Annotated in this window: 18 protein-coding genes; 6 read left to right on the top strand and 12 right to left on the bottom strand. The window is 57.8% G+C overall.

Annotated features, from left to right (window positions below):
* Window positions 1-408: 408 nt before the first annotated feature.
* The 10 genes from IB244_RS05885 to IB244_RS05925 all read right to left on the bottom strand — a co-directional run bounded on the left by IB244_RS05885 (window position 409) and on the right by IB244_RS05925 (window position 7,338).
* On the bottom strand, window positions 409-1,233 hold the full coding sequence (locus IB244_RS05885) for a glycosyltransferase family 2 protein (protein WP_192303408.1): 825 nt from the start codon (window positions 1,231-1,233) through the stop codon (window positions 409-411).
* Between the two features lie 297 nt (window positions 1,234-1,530).
* On the bottom strand, window positions 1,531-1,785 hold the full coding sequence (locus IB244_RS05890) for a DUF2934 domain-containing protein (protein WP_025660824.1): 255 nt from the start codon (window positions 1,783-1,785) through the stop codon (window positions 1,531-1,533).
* A 113-nt stretch (window positions 1,786-1,898) separates the two neighbouring features.
* A complete protein-coding gene (locus tag IB244_RS05895) occupies window positions 1,899-2,312 on the bottom strand; it encodes a VOC family protein (RefSeq protein WP_169680360.1) in 414 nt (137 codons plus the stop codon).
* A gap of 3 nt (window positions 2,313-2,315) precedes the next feature.
* Window positions 2,316-3,413, bottom strand: coding sequence for a Gfo/Idh/MocA family protein (locus IB244_RS05900; RefSeq protein ID WP_169680362.1), 1,098 nt, complete (start codon window positions 3,411-3,413; stop codon window positions 2,316-2,318).
* Between the two features lie 10 nt (window positions 3,414-3,423).
* The gene (locus IB244_RS05905; RefSeq protein WP_018856156.1) at window positions 3,424-4,434 is read right to left on the bottom strand and encodes a Gfo/Idh/MocA family protein; all 1,011 of its coding nucleotides are present in this window, start codon (window positions 4,432-4,434) and stop codon (window positions 3,424-3,426) included.
* A 395-nt stretch (window positions 4,435-4,829) separates the two neighbouring features.
* On the bottom strand, window positions 4,830-5,273 hold the full coding sequence (locus IB244_RS05910; RefSeq protein ID WP_192303410.1) for a YybH family protein: 444 nt from the start codon (window positions 5,271-5,273) through the stop codon (window positions 4,830-4,832).
* A 369-nt stretch (window positions 5,274-5,642) separates the two neighbouring features.
* Window positions 5,643-5,957 carry a hypothetical protein gene (locus IB244_RS33065; protein WP_409564053.1) on the bottom strand — a complete coding sequence of 105 codons (315 nt, stop codon included), beginning with the start codon at window positions 5,955-5,957 and terminating at the stop codon, window positions 5,643-5,645.
* The gene (locus IB244_RS33070) at window positions 5,866-6,207 is read right to left on the bottom strand and encodes a hypothetical protein (protein ID WP_409564050.1); all 342 of its coding nucleotides are present in this window, start codon (window positions 6,205-6,207) and stop codon (window positions 5,866-5,868) included. The genes IB244_RS33065 and IB244_RS33070 overlap by 92 nt, the downstream gene beginning before the upstream one ends.
* Window positions 6,208-6,271: 64 nt before the next feature.
* A complete protein-coding gene (locus IB244_RS32030; RefSeq protein ID WP_169680365.1) occupies window positions 6,272-6,604 on the bottom strand; it encodes a hypothetical protein in 333 nt (110 codons plus the stop codon).
* A gap of 281 nt (window positions 6,605-6,885) precedes the next feature.
* Window positions 6,886-7,338 (bottom strand): DUF411 domain-containing protein, encoded by a 453-nt coding sequence (locus tag IB244_RS05925; protein WP_192303414.1) that lies wholly within the window; start codon window positions 7,336-7,338, stop codon window positions 6,886-6,888.
* 144 nt (window positions 7,339-7,482) lie between these two features.
* On the opposite strand from IB244_RS05925, the gene IB244_RS05930 reads away from it, so the two are divergent.
* Window positions 7,483-7,686 (top strand): heavy-metal-associated domain-containing protein, encoded by a 204-nt coding sequence (locus tag IB244_RS05930; protein ID WP_169680367.1) that lies wholly within the window; start codon window positions 7,483-7,485, stop codon window positions 7,684-7,686.
* Window positions 7,687-7,766: 80 nt separating this feature from the next.
* On the opposite strand, the gene IB244_RS05935 is transcribed toward IB244_RS05930, so the two are convergent.
* Entirely contained in the window at window positions 7,767-9,227 is a 1,461-nt protein-coding gene (locus IB244_RS05935) for a multicopper oxidase family protein (protein WP_192303416.1), read from the bottom strand.
* Between the two features lie 567 nt (window positions 9,228-9,794).
* Between IB244_RS05935 and IB244_RS05940 the strand changes: the two genes are divergently transcribed.
* From IB244_RS05940 to IB244_RS05955, 4 genes are all read left to right on the top strand, one after another.
* Complete coding sequence (locus IB244_RS05940; RefSeq protein ID WP_192303418.1) at window positions 9,795-12,272, top strand: heavy metal translocating P-type ATPase; 2,478 nt, start codon at window positions 9,795-9,797, stop codon at window positions 12,270-12,272.
* 55 nt (window positions 12,273-12,327) lie between these two features.
* Complete coding sequence (gene cueR / locus IB244_RS05945) at window positions 12,328-12,822, top strand: Cu(I)-responsive transcriptional regulator (RefSeq protein WP_169680371.1); 495 nt, start codon at window positions 12,328-12,330, stop codon at window positions 12,820-12,822.
* 137 nt (window positions 12,823-12,959) lie between these two features.
* A complete protein-coding gene (locus IB244_RS32880; RefSeq protein ID WP_169680372.1) occupies window positions 12,960-13,088 on the top strand; it encodes a YHYH domain-containing protein in 129 nt (42 codons plus the stop codon).
* On the top strand, window positions 13,079-13,357 hold the full coding sequence (locus tag IB244_RS05955; RefSeq protein WP_246733591.1) for a DUF5334 family protein: 279 nt from the start codon (window positions 13,079-13,081) through the stop codon (window positions 13,355-13,357). Before IB244_RS32880 ends, IB244_RS05955 begins: the two co-directional genes overlap by 10 nt.
* Window positions 13,358-13,493: 136 nt before the next feature.
* Here the strand turns inward: IB244_RS05955 and IB244_RS05960 are convergent, their stop codons facing one another.
* Window positions 13,494-14,024 (bottom strand): cytochrome c, encoded by a 531-nt coding sequence (locus IB244_RS05960; RefSeq protein ID WP_192303420.1) that lies wholly within the window; start codon window positions 14,022-14,024, stop codon window positions 13,494-13,496.
* Between the two features lie 159 nt (window positions 14,025-14,183).
* Here IB244_RS05960 and IB244_RS05965 point away from each other — a divergent pair, with 159 nt between their 5' ends.
* A complete protein-coding gene (locus tag IB244_RS05965) occupies window positions 14,184-14,498 on the top strand; it encodes a hypothetical protein (protein ID WP_192303422.1) in 315 nt (104 codons plus the stop codon).
* The last annotated feature ends 40 nt before the right edge of the window (window positions 14,499-14,538 follow it).

The following is a 14,538-nucleotide window of genomic DNA, read 5'->3' on the forward strand; positions in this document are numbered from 1 at the left end:
GCATTCCGGAAAATCAACTCTGGTCAGCACTGCTGGCGAACTTTAACGCAGCGATCCGCTCAGTTCTCTCCAGGACCCCATTCGAAGAAAAGAGGCACAGAGAAAATCAGCTCCCCTATGCCGATGGCAATGCATACGAGAGAAATCGCGATCAGGAGCTTTTCCATGCGCGACCTTAACCGCTCACTCGCCCATGTGCGAGCAGAAGATCCCGCGCCCGTCTGCTGTTATCCTCAAAAGGACAGAACCATGACCGATCCCCGGACCAATTTTCTCGACTTAAGCTTGGACGGCAATGATCGTCGGCGAGAGTGGCATTTCTGGCATTCAGAAGATGACAAGCCGATCGAGATCGAGACGCTGGCTCCTGAATGGCAGAAGGCGCTTGGGTGGCTCTCTCAACAGGCATCACCGCCAGATACCGAAACGCTCCTGCATATACTCAATGCATCGACGGTTGGCTTCGGCGCGATTTGCACCCTCAATCGTTGCCCTGTAGAGCGAAGAAACCTCATGGGCGCCGGTCGAAAATGGCTCGGCGAGCCCGGCAGGAAGGTAAATCGCGATCCCCTTGACCGCGAGCATGCCGGAAAGCCAGTAATCGTCGACCGTCCAAAGAACGTTTGGAATGTCGTAGGCGAGATCGTCGAAGAACTCGGGGCGGACGACAACCCCGCCGAGGCCTTGGAAAATATCGGCATAACCGCCCCTTTCTATGAGGGTCGGCATCGGCCGGCGCACCTCAGCCCGGAAAACCTTCGTGGCGACCTTGTAGTGAAGCCTGCGGGCTCGAAGCGCCAACGTTAGCTTTCGCTTGCGCACCGCCCTAGGCAAAAACGGGGTCGAGGTTGCAAAGGCTTTCGGAACATCTTTACCGATCAGCGCGACACACTCGTTCGGCCGCTCTTTCTGCGCCAGGAATAGTCGCGAGGCCCAGTCGGACTCGAAGACCTTATCGTCGTCGCAAAAGAGGATCTGTGCGTCCTTCCCGAGGAATTCACGGGCAGCAAAAAGCACCTTGGACGCCGGTCCCATATCATCGTCGGGGCGCACAATCGTAATCCCGTCAGGAACGGCAGGAAGTGACCCGTCATACTCCGGAAACCGCCGATATCGCTTTGGAATGTAGAGCCGTATTTCGTTGATCGGACCGTTCTGATCAACGAGACTGTTCAGGGTCGGAGCGAGCTTGGCGAACCGAGGGGGAATGCTGGAGAGTGATATGATCCGCAATGGGTGCTCGATGAAAATGTAACCCGCTGATCAAATTCAGGTGTCGCTACCGTGCCATTTGCGGTCACGGCAAGTCAAGGCCAGAACACCTGTGAAGCGTCATATGCGGATCACGGCAACTGACGAAGCAAATTGGCCTCGTATTCTGACTTGGAACGCACTGCTAGGGGCCTACCGGCCGAATACCACCACGACTCGCCGGCCGAGGTAGGGCGCGCCTTTCTTGAAGCGACATACACAGCGAGAAGCCCGGCAGCGCACGCATTCTTCCAGGTTCTGCCATAAAATGGGTGTTACTCAGGCAGATGCCTTTTGCTCCTCACCGCGGACACCGACGCCGATTTCAACGTCGTTCGGGTGCATCAAGCGGCGCATGGTCCGCAGCCGCTCGATGAGGTCACTGCCGTCGACCGAGGCCCGGGTCAGTTCGAGCTGCTGATACTCGCGTGCCGCCTGCTGCCAATGTTCGCCACCGCGCCCCTCCGGCCGTCCTTCGGCTTCCCAGAGTGCGTAAGCGCGCTGATTGATCCAGTCGTCTTTGCTGCGTGACATAACAAGCCCAGCCGTGAAGGAACGTATTGTTGCCTTCAGGCTGACAAACGAGCATTACGGAGTCGTTACCGCAGCGCAAAAAAAATACGCTTCGGGGGCCTTCTCGTTTGCGATCAGTCGAGCTTCCGTTCATCACGGCGTTCGGCGAGCTCGACGATGATACCATCGGGGTCGCGAAGGAATGCCACCCGGTCCAGCACCTCCGAATTGACGGCGGGACGCGGTCGCTCCTTGATTGCCACTCCGGCAGCCTCCAGCTTCGCGAAGCTTTCATCGACGTTATCGACAAGGAAGGTAATGTGCAGCACGCCCGATGTTGCGGCTGCAAGATCAGAGGCAGGCCCCGCGCCGCCGGGCGGCGCAAAAATCTCAAGCATGCCATTGCCACTATCCAGGAATGCCACTTCAGTGCCGTTCCCCATCGTCTTTCGTAAATGAAGGCGCAGACCCAGGAGGTCGCGGTAAAAGGCCAGTGACCTGTCCATGTCGCCGGTGACCATGCCGACATGCTCGAAGCTCTTGATCATGGATCAGGCCCCGGCCGCCAGACGCCGCTCTTCTTCCGGCAACCAGGAATGGTAGAGCGGATGATCGGAAAGGATCGGCAGCGGCGTCGGCTTGCCGGTGCGCTGCGAATGATAGGCCGCCGTGACGAGCTCCAGTGAGTTGCGAGCATCCTCCAACGTCACCGGCGGCTCGCCTCCCGATGTCAGCGCATGGTGGAACAGTTCGAACTGTCTGGTATAGCCGTCTTCCTTGACCACATAACCGGCCAGCGCCTCATCGACGAGCTGCTGATGCTCCCCGGTCCCGGCAACGAAGCTCCAGGGGTCCCGGCCCATCGTGTAGGGCTCGAGAATACTTTCCGCGACGAGATCCGAAAAGCAGAACCGCAGACGCGAGATTTCTTTCCGTGAGCCCAGTGTCATCGACAGCGTCGCCAGCGAGCCGTTCTTCATCTTTACCGAAAGGGCTGCCGTATCCTCGACCTGGATCGGGTTTACGAGTGTCGCCCCGTAGGAAAAGATTTCGGCGCAGGCGCCGTGAACATAGTTCAGCATGTCATGCGCATGGATCGCGTGACCAAGCAGACCGCCACCCAGCTCGGTCACCCATTTTCCGCGCCACGGGACGGCATAATAGTCGGGGCCGCGCCACCAATGTGTTTCGATCGTGGTGAGGAACGGCGTCCCGGTCAGGCCTAGATCGATCAGCATTTTCAGCTTCTGAAGTCCCGAGCCATACCGGTACTGAAATATCGGCATCAGTTGCGGACCTTCGGCTCGCGCTACGATCCTAGCCATCTCGTCCACTTCGGCGATAGAGCCGAAAAGCGGCTTCTCGCAGATGACATGTTTTCCCGCCTCGATTGCCTTGCGGCAGAGCTCGAAATGCGAACTTGGCGGGGTGCAGATATCGATGATGTCAAGATCCGCACGAGCGATCATCGTCTCGGCATCCTGGGTATATTCGGGAATGCCAAACTCCTCGCAAAGCGCTTGGCCGCGTTCCTCGTCCAGCGAACAAAGGACCGCAACCTCAAACAGATCCTTGTTCCAGGCAAAGCCTGTCAGGTGGCGCGAGGCGATCCCCGCTCCGATGATGCCGACACGAAACTTCTTGGACATGGCGGATTCCTCAACGATGACCCAGGCGCGCTGCCCTTGATTGTGCTTCCAGCGAAAGGCGGCAGACTTCGTAAACATGAGCCTGGGACATCGCCGTCTCCGTACGGTCGCGCACGTCGGCGGCGAAGGCATCGAAATAGTCGAGCTTTTCGCCGCTGCAATCGATGTGGGTCATCTCCGTGCCGTTGACGAGGAAGAGGTGGTCCTTGCCGGGCCGTCCGGCGATATCGATGTATTTGCGCAGTTCGATGTAGCCTTCGGTGCCAAGGATGGTCAGGCGACCATCCCCCCAGGTCGGCAGCGCCTCTGGGGTGAACCAGTCGACACGCACATAGCCCGAGGCTTTCTCGGAGCGAAGCAGTACCTCGCCGAAGTCCTGAAAGGCCGGCTTGTCGGACATGCCGAAGTTTCCGACCGAGCTTGCGACAACCTCGCCGCTGGTCGAGCCCGTATAGAAGAGAAACTGGTCGACCTGATGCGAAGCTATATCCACGATGATGCCGCCGAACTGCTCCGGATCGAAGAACCAGGCGGGGCGTGTGGGCAACTGCAGCCTGTGCGGCCCCATGCCGAGCGTCTGGATCACCGTGCCGATCGCCCCCTCCTTGACGAGCTTGCCCGCCTTGACAGCGGATCGCACGCAATGGCGCTCGGAAAAGCAGATCGAAAAGATGCGACCGGTGTCGGCGACGGTGCGCTTGACTTCCTCGAGTTGGGCAAAAGTCGTCACGCCTGGCTTGTCGGTCATGACATCCTTGCCGGCCTTCATCGCACGGACGGCCAATCCGGCGCGGTCGCGCGGGATTGCGGCGATGCAGATCACGTCGATCGAAGGATCAGCGAAGATCCTATCGCGATCGATCTGCGGCGTATCCGGATAGGTCTTCTTGAAGTTTTCCAAGAGCGCTGGCACTGAGGTCTGCGGGCAGTATCCAACGAACTCGGCACCGGCCGCAAGCAGGCCCTTCACATGATCAAACGTGTGCCCATGATCGATCCCGACGACGGCAAATCTCAACATAACAGCAATGTCCTCCTGGAAATTTCTAGCGTGCAGTCTTGAGCCCTGCGCGGTCTCCTCTGGTCGAAGCAGACAGCGAAACTCAGAGGCTGTCAAGATTGGAAAGGCAGTGGAATTTCGGAGAAATCATGCTAACCATCGGAAAATACATGAGAAATTTTTGTATCTAAATAGTTATTTAATTGATTGCGGCGAGCTAAGGCATGTCGGCGGCTGTGCTCGGGGCTTGCTATTCACTTCTTAGGGAGGCGGATATTGGCTCCTGGCATTACAAAGGATGCCCTAAGATCAGCCGGAGCAGGTCCAAGTCTCTGCCTGCGGACCAGGGTCATATCCTCAGTGACCTTCGGCGGCACCGAAGCGGACCTAATCCAAGACGAAAGAACACCAAGCTCCTATGGCTTCAGATCGAGCATCGCCTTCCCGCTGCCATCCATTGCAAACGGGACGGACGCATGCTGATGGGCCACCAGCCACCGCCCTTCCCTTTTCACAAGGCCTAAAGTCTGGCGAAACCAGAGGTCGACCATTGCACCGTCCGTTTTCGTGCCCGTCATATGGACGAGGCCACTCCAGAAGGCCGCGTTCGCGCCGATCGTGAGCTTGCCGTCCTGCACATCGCCGCCGATCGGGCCGTCCCAGGTGTCGAACCACTCTTGGAGTCCGGCCTCATCCTTGCCGTAGTACGCGAGAGGTGGGGCAAGCGAGAATTCCACCGAGTCGGCTGCGTCGAACGATAACGCCTGCTTTGCGTTTTTCTCCCCGATTGCGGTCGCGCGCATCATCAGCATGGCGACAATTGCTTCTTCGTCTGTGCTGTGGGCTTTTGCATAGGTCATTCCGGATACTCCTCCTTATTACCAAGGACGGACGAAAGAGATGAATTCCGACATCGATGATGATGAAATTCTTGAACTTGCATCCCGCCTTGGACGTCGAGGGGGTCCCCGAGCGTCGGCTTCCTCGTGTGCCTTGATGTCAGATCCTCATGGCTGCCCAGAACGATCTGGCCCTACTCGTGCAACCAGCTCCGGCGAGAATTTCTGCTGCGAACGTGACAGCTGCCCAAAGCAGTTTGTGCTCTGCCTAGCGATAGCGAGCGCCCTTTGAACGACGGCGGCTCCAAGAGCCACATCGCAATCTTCTTGTCTCCAAGGAGCGCCATGTAGCTTCCAGCCGTCGACGCAGGCCGCTCAACAATTCAGCGATCAACCAGCCTTCAGAATTTGAAAGACGACAGCGGCGTTGTCTAGCACCTCACGCAGCCCTTTATAGGAAGAGTGCCGAAGCTTCCCGTCCTGCGTCCAGGAACGGAACTCGACCTCTGTGATAAGCGTGGGCTGGACCCAGACCAAGTTCTTGCGCCTGCCGCTGTAAGAGACCGGAGGCGTCTTCCGTTTGATCTGATCCAGCGGAGCTTCTCGGCGACGCTCATGCGAAAGCCGGTCCCAACAGACCCAACGTATACCCAGTCGCCACCGTTTCGGGCAGCGAGAAGTAGATTCCGATCCCTCCCCTCGCAACCGACGACTGCTCGTATCCGACGACAGTGAAGCTGTCACTCTGGATACTTTTGATCTTAACCCAGTCTCCGAGGCGACCGGAGCGATAAGCGCTATCCTTGCGCTTGGCAATGATGCCTTCAAGATCGTGTCCGCACGCGGCCAAAAGGATGTCCTGACCGTTGCCATCGATGACCTCGGATAGACGTATGGCTGCCTGCTCGTTGCGCAAAAGCGAATCCAGGAAGAACCGGCGCGACGAAAGCTCCATCTTCCGAATATCGTGACCCGTGAAAGGACATAAAATCAGCGTTGAGTTTGCTTTCGCCGCGTCGTCAGAAGTTCATCGGTGGCGCATAGAAACAGCGAACCGTATCTTCGTTGGGAAACAAGCAAAGATGGAAAAGTCCATCGGGCGACTCCAGCGTTTTCGATTGCGGAACCAGGAAAACATGTTGGCGGGTCGCGAGGCGATGATCGCCGGGCTTCAAGGTGATTTGGTATCCCGCGCCGCTAGGGTGCACCGTTTCCGACCGGATCGGCTGACAGTCGCCGGTTTCATCATCCCCGTTGCAGCAGAACGCTTCGTATTTGAAGCCCGACGGTGCGTGGTGTGCCTCTGCAACGCTCCAAAAAGCGATCAACATGCATGCAAGGAATAGCCGCATCATAATCCTCCAGCTGGTCAACGGTCCCAAGACCACGATAATTGGAATCCTCTCCCGAGCACCTTGTAAATCGACCCTGCATCAACGGGAGGATGAGCCACGTCGGGTCGCCGTAAACATCAACACGCCAATCCAACCCTGGTTCGTGCCCATCGACTGCGGCCGAAGCGGTGCGTGCGCCCCCGATTGAAAATCAAGGCAGACCCCCAGATCGCCCTCATCGCAGCGCTGTTTTTCGGAACTGCGATGATATTTATCGGATGGCATGCAGTTATGGGCCGCTAGGCCTTCCCCATGTGCATGAACACTGTAGGCTTCATGTCTGGTTTGCTTAGGCTGTAGACCTCGTAGGAGGCATTGGGATCATCTCCCATCCCCAGCGACCCGGCTGGCATGCCAGGTACCGCAAGACCGGCAATCTGCGGCCGTTCGTTCATGATCTTTTGGACGGCCTCCAGTGGGACGTGCCCCTCGAAGAAATAGCCGCCAACGACAGCCGTATGGCAACCTTGCATATTTTCGGGGATGCCCAGCCTCGCTTTCACTGCAGTGAAATCCTCGTTGCGAACGACTACGTTGAAATCAGCGTCGGCCATGGCTCGACCCCAGGCCTCACAGCAGCCGCAACTTGGGTCCTTGTAAAGGTCCATCTGGACCTGTGAAGCACGCGCGGGGCCAGTCAAAGCGGCAACTGCACCGGTCGCGGCGAGACACATAAAAGCTCTGCGTTTCATCTCGTTTTCCTTTTCCATCATCCATTGATCGGGTGCCAGCGACTCCCTGTGTGTATTTCTTGGCCACGAAAGTTGTGTGGCCCCTTGACCTTCCAACCATGGGAAGCGCCACATGTTACAGGTCACTTGAATTGGAGACCTTCGATGTACGAATTCAACATCAAGAACATGACCTGCGGCCACTGTGCGGGCACGGTGGAAAAGGCAATCAAAGCCGCCGATCCCACCGCTCAGGCCAAGGTCGACCTCCCGACCCGGACGGCTAAGGTGGAAACGGCTCTCGACCCTGCCACTATTGCGGCGGCTATCGAGAACGCGGGTTACCCGAACACCTTCACCTCTCTCTAGTCCTCGCAGCCGCGCAAGAGCCCGCCTTGACAAAGAAGCGCAGATGCCCCCCGGGAGTGGATGGGGCATCTGCGCCGACATCAGGCCTCGTACCCGATGTATGTCATCATCCCGCTCGCCATGTGGTACAGGTGATGACAATGGAATGGCCAATGGCCGGGGTTATCGGCGTCGAACGCAACAGTCACCGTCGACATCATCGGCAACAGGATTGTATCGCGGATGGCCCCGGTCACTCGTCGTCCGTTGACCCCGACGACCTGGAACTTGTGGCCATGTAGATGCATCGGATGAGACATCATCGACATGTTCCTGATCCCGATTTCGACGCGGTCTCCCGAAGTGACATCAAGAGCGTCGCCCTGGATGGTCCATGCGTACTTCGTCATGTCTCCAGAAAGCGTGACCTCGTAGGACTTGTCGATCCGACGTTTTGCCAAGGGTGTTAGTGGCCGGAGACCTTGTTCGAGGTCGAGCCCAAGTAATGGACCGTTTGCATCACCACTTGTGGCAATCCTTGTGACATCCGTGCCGGGGGTGGCGAGGACAAACCCTGTCCGTTGAGATGCACCCTCGCGAAGCGCAAGGACGGGGAAACTGCCACCCTCCTTCGGAACCTCCACAACGATATCCAGGCGTTGGCCCATCGTGGCCGGGAACTGTCGCCCATGAACCGGCTCGATCTCGTGGCCATCGACGGCAACCAGTGTTGCGTCCAATCCTCCAGTGTCGATGGTGAAGCCAGTAGCCGTCGCGCCATTGATCAGCCGGATGCGAACGCGCCCGCCTTTCTCGACCTGGAAGACCTCTGGATCATCAAGCGTGCGGTCATTGGCGAGGTAGGCATCGTATTCGATGTCGTTGATGTCCATCCCTCCCATCGCCATTCCGTTGCCCATGGGCATTTTGCCCATGTCCATCTTCATGGAACCGCCGGACATGTTCATCATGGACCCCATGTCATGCCCCATGTCCATGCCTCCACCTTTGCCTTTCAGATCGGCAAGCAACTCCTCGGGGGATTTGAACGAGAAGTCGTGCAACAGAACGACGACCTCCTGCTCGTCGCGCTTCCTGTCGTCAGCCGTGTGGATAATCAACGGCGCGGCAAGGAGGCTCTGCTCTTGCAGCGTGTGGGCATGCATCCAGTGGGTCCCGCCGTATGCAAGGGGGAAGTTATAGTGTCGGCTTTCGCCCGGCTTGATTAGGGCGGCGGGATTGTCCGGTACGCCGTCCTGGTCCCATGGCGGCGTCAGCCCATGCCAGTGGATCAGTGTTGGGGTGTCGATCTGGCTGGACAACTCGACATCGAAAGCCCTGTCGGCATCGAGTATCAGCCCCGGTGAGCCGTTTGGCGCAGTTAGGCCGAGTACGCTCGCAGGCTTACCACTCACCTCGATGGTTCTCTTGACGATGTTCAGCTTCTGGGTTGATCCCGCCACAGGATTGGTCTCGGCACCTGCCCGGGTGGCGACAGAGTTGACGAGGGCATAGGTGGCGGCCGCAGCCACTGTGCGGGTGAGAAATTCGCGTCTGTACATATTCGTTGTCCGGTTTCGAGAGTCTGGGCGCAATGCGCCAGCGAAGAAACGTCAGACACCAATACGAGGCGGATCGAGCCCGGGCGGCACCGAGTGGCCTGTCAACGGAGAGACCTGTCTCCCATAGACGACTAAGTGAGACACCTGCAGGAATTCTGAACCACCAGAGTAGAAAGGTGTCGCACATATCGAGCAAGTCGAAACGCAACAGTTTCCGGCGACCGGATGCGACGATTCAGAATGCCGGTGGGCATTGTCCGTTATTGCAGCAGAGTGATCCTGCACCACAATATGAAAGGAAGCTGAGCTGTCAGCACAGTGAGCAGCGTGGGCGGCCGCAAATTGCGCGAACACCAAGCCAATGGCCACAATGACCATCGTGGCAAGACGCATTAATTTTCGATCCAAGTTCCCTGCCATGCCATCCAGCATATTATGGATTGATTGCGACAGTAAACACGATGGCGTGACGCGGCGTTGATCCACATCAAACAGATGAAAGAAGTCCCTTGACCTTCCCATCATGGGAAGGATTACTTATCTTTGCAGTGAAATGAGGAATCCCCCATGACTGCGCTATCCCAGTTCGAAAAAAGCAAAGCCCTTCCGATACCGGCAGAGTTCGAAATCGAGGGTATGTCGTGCGCATCGTGCGTCGTCCGCGTGGAGAAAGCGATCAAGGCGCTCCCCGGCGTGGACAATGCCTCGGTTAATCTCGCCACTGAACGCGCTAGTGTGACCTTCAACGACGTTGTTGATTCAGGCTCCGTCTTACGCGCCATCGAGGACGCGGGCTATCAGGCCAAGGTCGACACACAGGAGTTCGGTGTTGAGGGAATGACGTGCGCCTCCTGCGTTGCCCGCGTCGAGAAAGCGCTCAAAGCTGTTCCCGGCGTCATCGACGCCTCTGTGAACTTGGCCACCGAGCGGGCGACTGTCCGTGTGGCAGCGGGTGCTGTCCAGACGCCAGCGCTTGAAGCTGCAGTAAGGAATGCCGGATACGATGTCCGCCGCCTGCACACGGCGCAGACTTCTGGAAAAAAAGACCACCGAATTGCCGAAATCTCCAAGCTCAAGGTCCTGCTAGCGGTCTCGGCAACGCTCACTCTGCCACTCTTCCTGCTGGAAATGGGGTCTCACTTCATCCCGGGCGTCCATGAACTGATCATGGACACCATCGGTATGGAGAACAATCTCTACCTACAATTCATACTGGCAACCATCGTCCTGTTCGGACCCGGCCTGCGCTTTTTCCAGAAGGGCGTACCGAACCTTCTGCGTTGGACCCCGGATATGAATTCGCTGGTCGTGCTTGGCACCACAGCTGCCTGGCTCTACTCCGTCGTGGCCACGTTCGCACCGGGCGTGCTGCCGTCCGGCACTGCTAACGTCTATTACGAGGCAGCCGCCGTTATCGTGACGTTAATCCTGCTGGGGCGCTTCCTGGAAGCCCGCGCCAAGGGACAGACGAGCCAAGCGATCAAGCGCCTGATCGGACTGCAAGCGAAGACCGCGTTCGTCTCTCGGAATGACGAATTCATCGAAACGCAGATCGAAGACGTTATCGTCGGCGACCTCCTTCGTATCCGCCCGGGCGAAAAGGTGCCGGTCGATGGCATCGTCGTCACCGGAAGCTCATTTGTCGATGAATCGATGATAACGGGTGAACCGATCCCCGTTGAAAAGGCCGCCGAGAGCGAAGTCGTCGGGGGCACGATCAACACGAACGGCACTTTCATCTTCAAGGTAACCAAGGTCGGCAGCGACACGCTGCTGGCGCAGATCATCAAGATGGTCGAGGCCGCTCAAGGGTCGAAGCTACCGATCCAAGCCCTGGTGGACAAGGTCACGGGCTGGTTCGTCCCGGCAGTGATCCTAGCCGCGGCGATTACCTTTGTCGGCTGGCACCTGCTAGGCCCCTCTCCTGCATTGAGCTTCGCGCTCGTCAACGCGGTCGCCGTGCTCATTATTGCGTGCCCATGCGCCATGGGTCTGGCCACACCGACCTCGATCATGGTCGGAACAGGACGTGCGGCTGAACTCGGTATCCTGTTCCGGAAGGGTGAAGCTCTGCAAAGCCTTCGCGAAGCCGATGTCGTCGCTCTCGACAAGACCGGCACCCTGACGAAGGGCCGCCCTGAGCTGACCGATATTGAGGTCCGGGACGGATATGCCGAAGTCGAGGTCCTGCAACTGGTCGCCAGCGTCGAGACCCTGTCAGAGCATCCGATTGCCAAGGCATTGGCCGCAGCGGCTTGGGAACGGGGCATTCATGTTCTTCCCGTCACCGAGTTCTTGGCGAACCCCGGTTTCGGGATTGAAGGCTCGGTCAACGGCCGAAAAGTTCTGGTCGGTGCTGACCGCGCCCTTGAGAAAGCGGGTATCGACATCGGCCAATTCCGGGAGAAGGCCGCCGCTCTTGGCGATCAGGGGAAGTCGCCCCTTTATGCGGCCATCGACGGCAATCTCGCAGCGATTATCGCGGTGTCTGATCCTGTAAAGGAAACAACCCCAGCAGCCGTGGCTGCGCTCCATGCACTCGGCCTGAAGGTGGCGATGATCACCGGAGACAACAAACGAACCGCCGACGCAATCGCCCGCCAATTGGGCATCGACGAGGTCGTGGCCGAAGTCCTTCCGGACGGCAAGGTTGAGGCGGTCAAGCGCCTGCGAGCTGGCGGCCGTAAGGTGGCCTTCATCGGCGACGGCATCAATGACGCCCCAGCTTTGACCGAAGCGGATGTCGGCCTTGCTGTCGGCACCGGCACCGACATTGCTATCGAAAGTGCAGACGTCGCGCTGATGTCTGGCGACCTGAACGGAGTGCCGAAGGCTATCGCCCTCAGCAAGGCGACGATCCGGAATATCAAGCAGAACCTGTTTTGGGCCTTTGCTTACAACGTGAGCTTGATCCCGGTAGCGGCAGGCGTGCTTTACCCGGTAAACGGCACGCTGATGTCGCCGATATTCGCAGCAGCCGCCATGGCGATGTCCAGCGTCTTCGTCCTCGGAAACGCGCTACGCCTCCGTTCTGCAAACCCATAACCCAGGCGAAGCGAGCTGGCCGAAGAAGGGCCGCCCGCATTCAAGGAGATCGAACATGAATATTGGACAGGCCGCAAAGGCGAGCGGCGTTTCGGCGAAAATGATCCGCTACTACGAACAGATCAAGCTGATCACGCCTGCTCATAGAACGGAATCGAGCTACCGAACCTACGCCGACAACGACATCCATACGCTGCGCTTCATCCGCCGCGCACGCGATCTCGGGTTTTCCGTCGAGCAGATGAAGACACTGCTCGCTCTTTGGCGGGACCGCTCTCGCGCAAGCGCAGACGTCAAGACCATCGCCATGGAGCATATTGCAGAACTGGAGCGGAAGGCCGCCGCCATCCATGCGATGACGGAGACCCTGAAGCATCTCGCCAACCACTGCCACGGCGACGGACGGCCAGACTGCCCGATCATCGAGGAATTCGCCAACGCAAGCGATGAAGAGGATGTTCCGGCCATGAATGCCCCATTCGGGGTAAACGGCCTCAGAACCGAACAGCCGACAGCGCGGTCCAAGCAGAGACGACAACTAAAAGGTTAGTATAACCTCAAATATGCACTCGACTGATAAGTGCAGCATTGATTAGATGATCAAAGGGTGGGGAAACATTAAATTCAGCAACTCCGCAAGTATTGCGGCGAGATCATCTCATACCACCTGTTGCCGAGGGACTACTTATGAAGCTTACTATTGCGGCACTTTTTGTCACGTTCGCCTGCTTTACAAACTCGTGGGCACATGGTGGTGGAACCGATAGCAATGGCTGTCATACGGACCACAAGACTGGAGGCTATCATTGCCATTAAGAAAATCCGCCAGCCTGATCGGCATCCTGCTCGCCCTACCTGTGAGCGCTCTTGCGTGGGACGGCGTAGATACTGAAACGGGAAGCGCGGTGGAGATCGGCAAGGGCAACCTCGTGCGAACTGGTCGAACCATTGAGATTTATGACCAGGAGGCGGGCGAGTATCGCGACGTGGACGTGGAGAGTATCCAACGCAACGGTAGTTCCGTCGAGATTGAGGTCTACGACACCGAAAGTGGAGAATATCGGACTCTGGAAATGGACGACTAGGTCCTTCTCATTTCCGATCAACGGGATGCGGCGAAAGCGCCGCGTCCCCTGCGTCTTGGCGCTGCGACGCTGCCTGGAGCAGAGACGAAATCTCCAAAAAAGCAACACTTCCCGGGGATACGGGCATCGAGGGAAGTCATTCCATTCGGAACCTGACGTGACAGGTTGTGCACGTCTGCAGCATTAGGTGGAAAGTATGCTCGGCAGGAATGGACGAAAGCTCGGCCTCGCTCTGGACATGCGTGCCGAACGGTCCACCGCCCATCGGTTCGCCGGGCTTCATCCGCATGCTGTCGGTCATAACTGCCGGGTTCTTCTCGGCGGCGACAGCCAGCGCCGCCGCATAGGACTTGAGGTCATTTGCCAGACGATCGAAACGGTCGCGCTCCTCGATGATATTCGGCTTCGCCTTCGAAGCGGGAGATCCAGCTTCCGACGCGAAATGGTCGATCAGTGTCTGACCCGCCTTGTCTCGGATAAGTTCGGCTGCCCACTTGAAATCGGGCGAAGAATAGGTTGAAGGCACCTTGAACATTCCCGCGATGGACTTGGTAGCAGCAGCGATTGCCTTCATATCCGCCTGTCTAAGGGTCACGATGTCATCCGCGCAAATCGCCGCAGACGCGACAGTTACAAAAATCAATGTCCCGATAATAGCGGACCTCATGGCATCCCTTCGCTAGCAGATTGATAAACGAACCCGGCAAGGCGGCACCAACTTGAATTTGATCAAGATCAATGTCTTACTTTGCGTCTCAGCTATCTACAGACATTGGCAAGATTCAGCCCAGTTCGAGTTAGCGACGAGGTTCAAGGACGGAAAGTCATGGTCGCGGTTTTCATCGCAGTCCTGCTCTTCCTTTCCCCTGTGATGCCAAGCTTCACAGCCGACCTCTCCGTTGTTCCCCACACGCACGTTTCGGCCGGCCAGAACGGCCACGAGGATTGCGACGATTCAAAACCGCACACTGTCCCTGGCCAATGCTGTGCCCTGCAGTGTCTGGTGTTCGTCGCAGAAGCTGTTGCGACAGAAATCCATCACATTCCGAGTTTCATTGAGGTTGCCTATCGGGAACCCGTCGGCCACCTGACCGGCGTCATGTTCCCACCTTCGCTGGGACCACCCCGTACCGCTGCTTGATCTAACGAGCGTGGCCATAACCGGCCGCGCGAGCTGGCAA

The sequence above is a fragment of the Rhizobium sp. RHZ02 genome (genome assembly GCF_014851575.1).
GTDB classification, from domain to species: domain Bacteria; phylum Pseudomonadota; class Alphaproteobacteria; order Rhizobiales; family Rhizobiaceae; genus Rhizobium; species Rhizobium altiplani.

What these genes read in the sequence shown, in the direction of transcription:
- IB244_RS05890 (WP_025660824.1), bottom strand. Translation starts at nt 1,785, where the DNA reads ATGTCACGCAGCAAAGACGACTGGATCAATCAGCGCGCTTACGCACTC.
- IB244_RS05895 (WP_169680360.1), bottom strand. Translation starts at nt 2,312, where the DNA reads ATGATCAAGAGCTTCGAGCATGTCGGCATGGTCACCGGCGACATGGAC.
- IB244_RS05900 (WP_169680362.1), bottom strand. Translation starts at nt 3,413, where the DNA reads ATGTCCAAGAAGTTTCGTGTCGGCATCATCGGAGCGGGGATCGCCTCG.
- IB244_RS05905 (WP_018856156.1), bottom strand. Translation starts at nt 4,434, where the DNA reads ATGTTGAGATTTGCCGTCGTCGGGATCGATCATGGGCACACGTTTGAT.
- IB244_RS05910 (WP_192303410.1), bottom strand. Translation starts at nt 5,273, where the DNA reads ATGACCTATGCAAAAGCCCACAGCACAGACGAAGAAGCAATTGTCGCC.
- IB244_RS33070 (WP_409564050.1), bottom strand. Translation starts at nt 6,207, where the DNA reads ATGGAGCTTTCGTCGCGCCGGTTCTTCCTGGATTCGCTTTTGCGCAAC.
- IB244_RS32030 (WP_169680365.1), bottom strand. Translation starts at nt 6,604, where the DNA reads ATGCGGCTATTCCTTGCATGCATGTTGATCGCTTTTTGGAGCGTTGCA.
- IB244_RS05925 (WP_192303414.1), bottom strand. Translation starts at nt 7,338, where the DNA reads ATGAAACGCAGAGCTTTTATGTGTCTCGCCGCGACCGGTGCAGTTGCC.
- IB244_RS05930 (WP_169680367.1), top strand. Translation starts at nt 7,483, where the DNA reads ATGTACGAATTCAACATCAAGAACATGACCTGCGGCCACTGTGCGGGC.
- IB244_RS05935 (WP_192303416.1), bottom strand. Translation starts at nt 9,227, where the DNA reads ATGTACAGACGCGAATTTCTCACCCGCACAGTGGCTGCGGCCGCCACC.
- IB244_RS05940 (WP_192303418.1), top strand. Translation starts at nt 9,795, where the DNA reads ATGACTGCGCTATCCCAGTTCGAAAAAAGCAAAGCCCTTCCGATACCG.
- cueR (WP_169680371.1), top strand. Translation starts at nt 12,328, where the DNA reads ATGAATATTGGACAGGCCGCAAAGGCGAGCGGCGTTTCGGCGAAAATG.
- IB244_RS32880 (WP_169680372.1), top strand. Translation starts at nt 12,960, where the DNA reads ATGAAGCTTACTATTGCGGCACTTTTTGTCACGTTCGCCTGCTTTACA.
- IB244_RS05960 (WP_192303420.1), bottom strand. Translation starts at nt 14,024, where the DNA reads ATGAGGTCCGCTATTATCGGGACATTGATTTTTGTAACTGTCGCGTCT.
- IB244_RS05965 (WP_192303422.1), top strand. Translation starts at nt 14,184, where the DNA reads ATGGTCGCGGTTTTCATCGCAGTCCTGCTCTTCCTTTCCCCTGTGATG.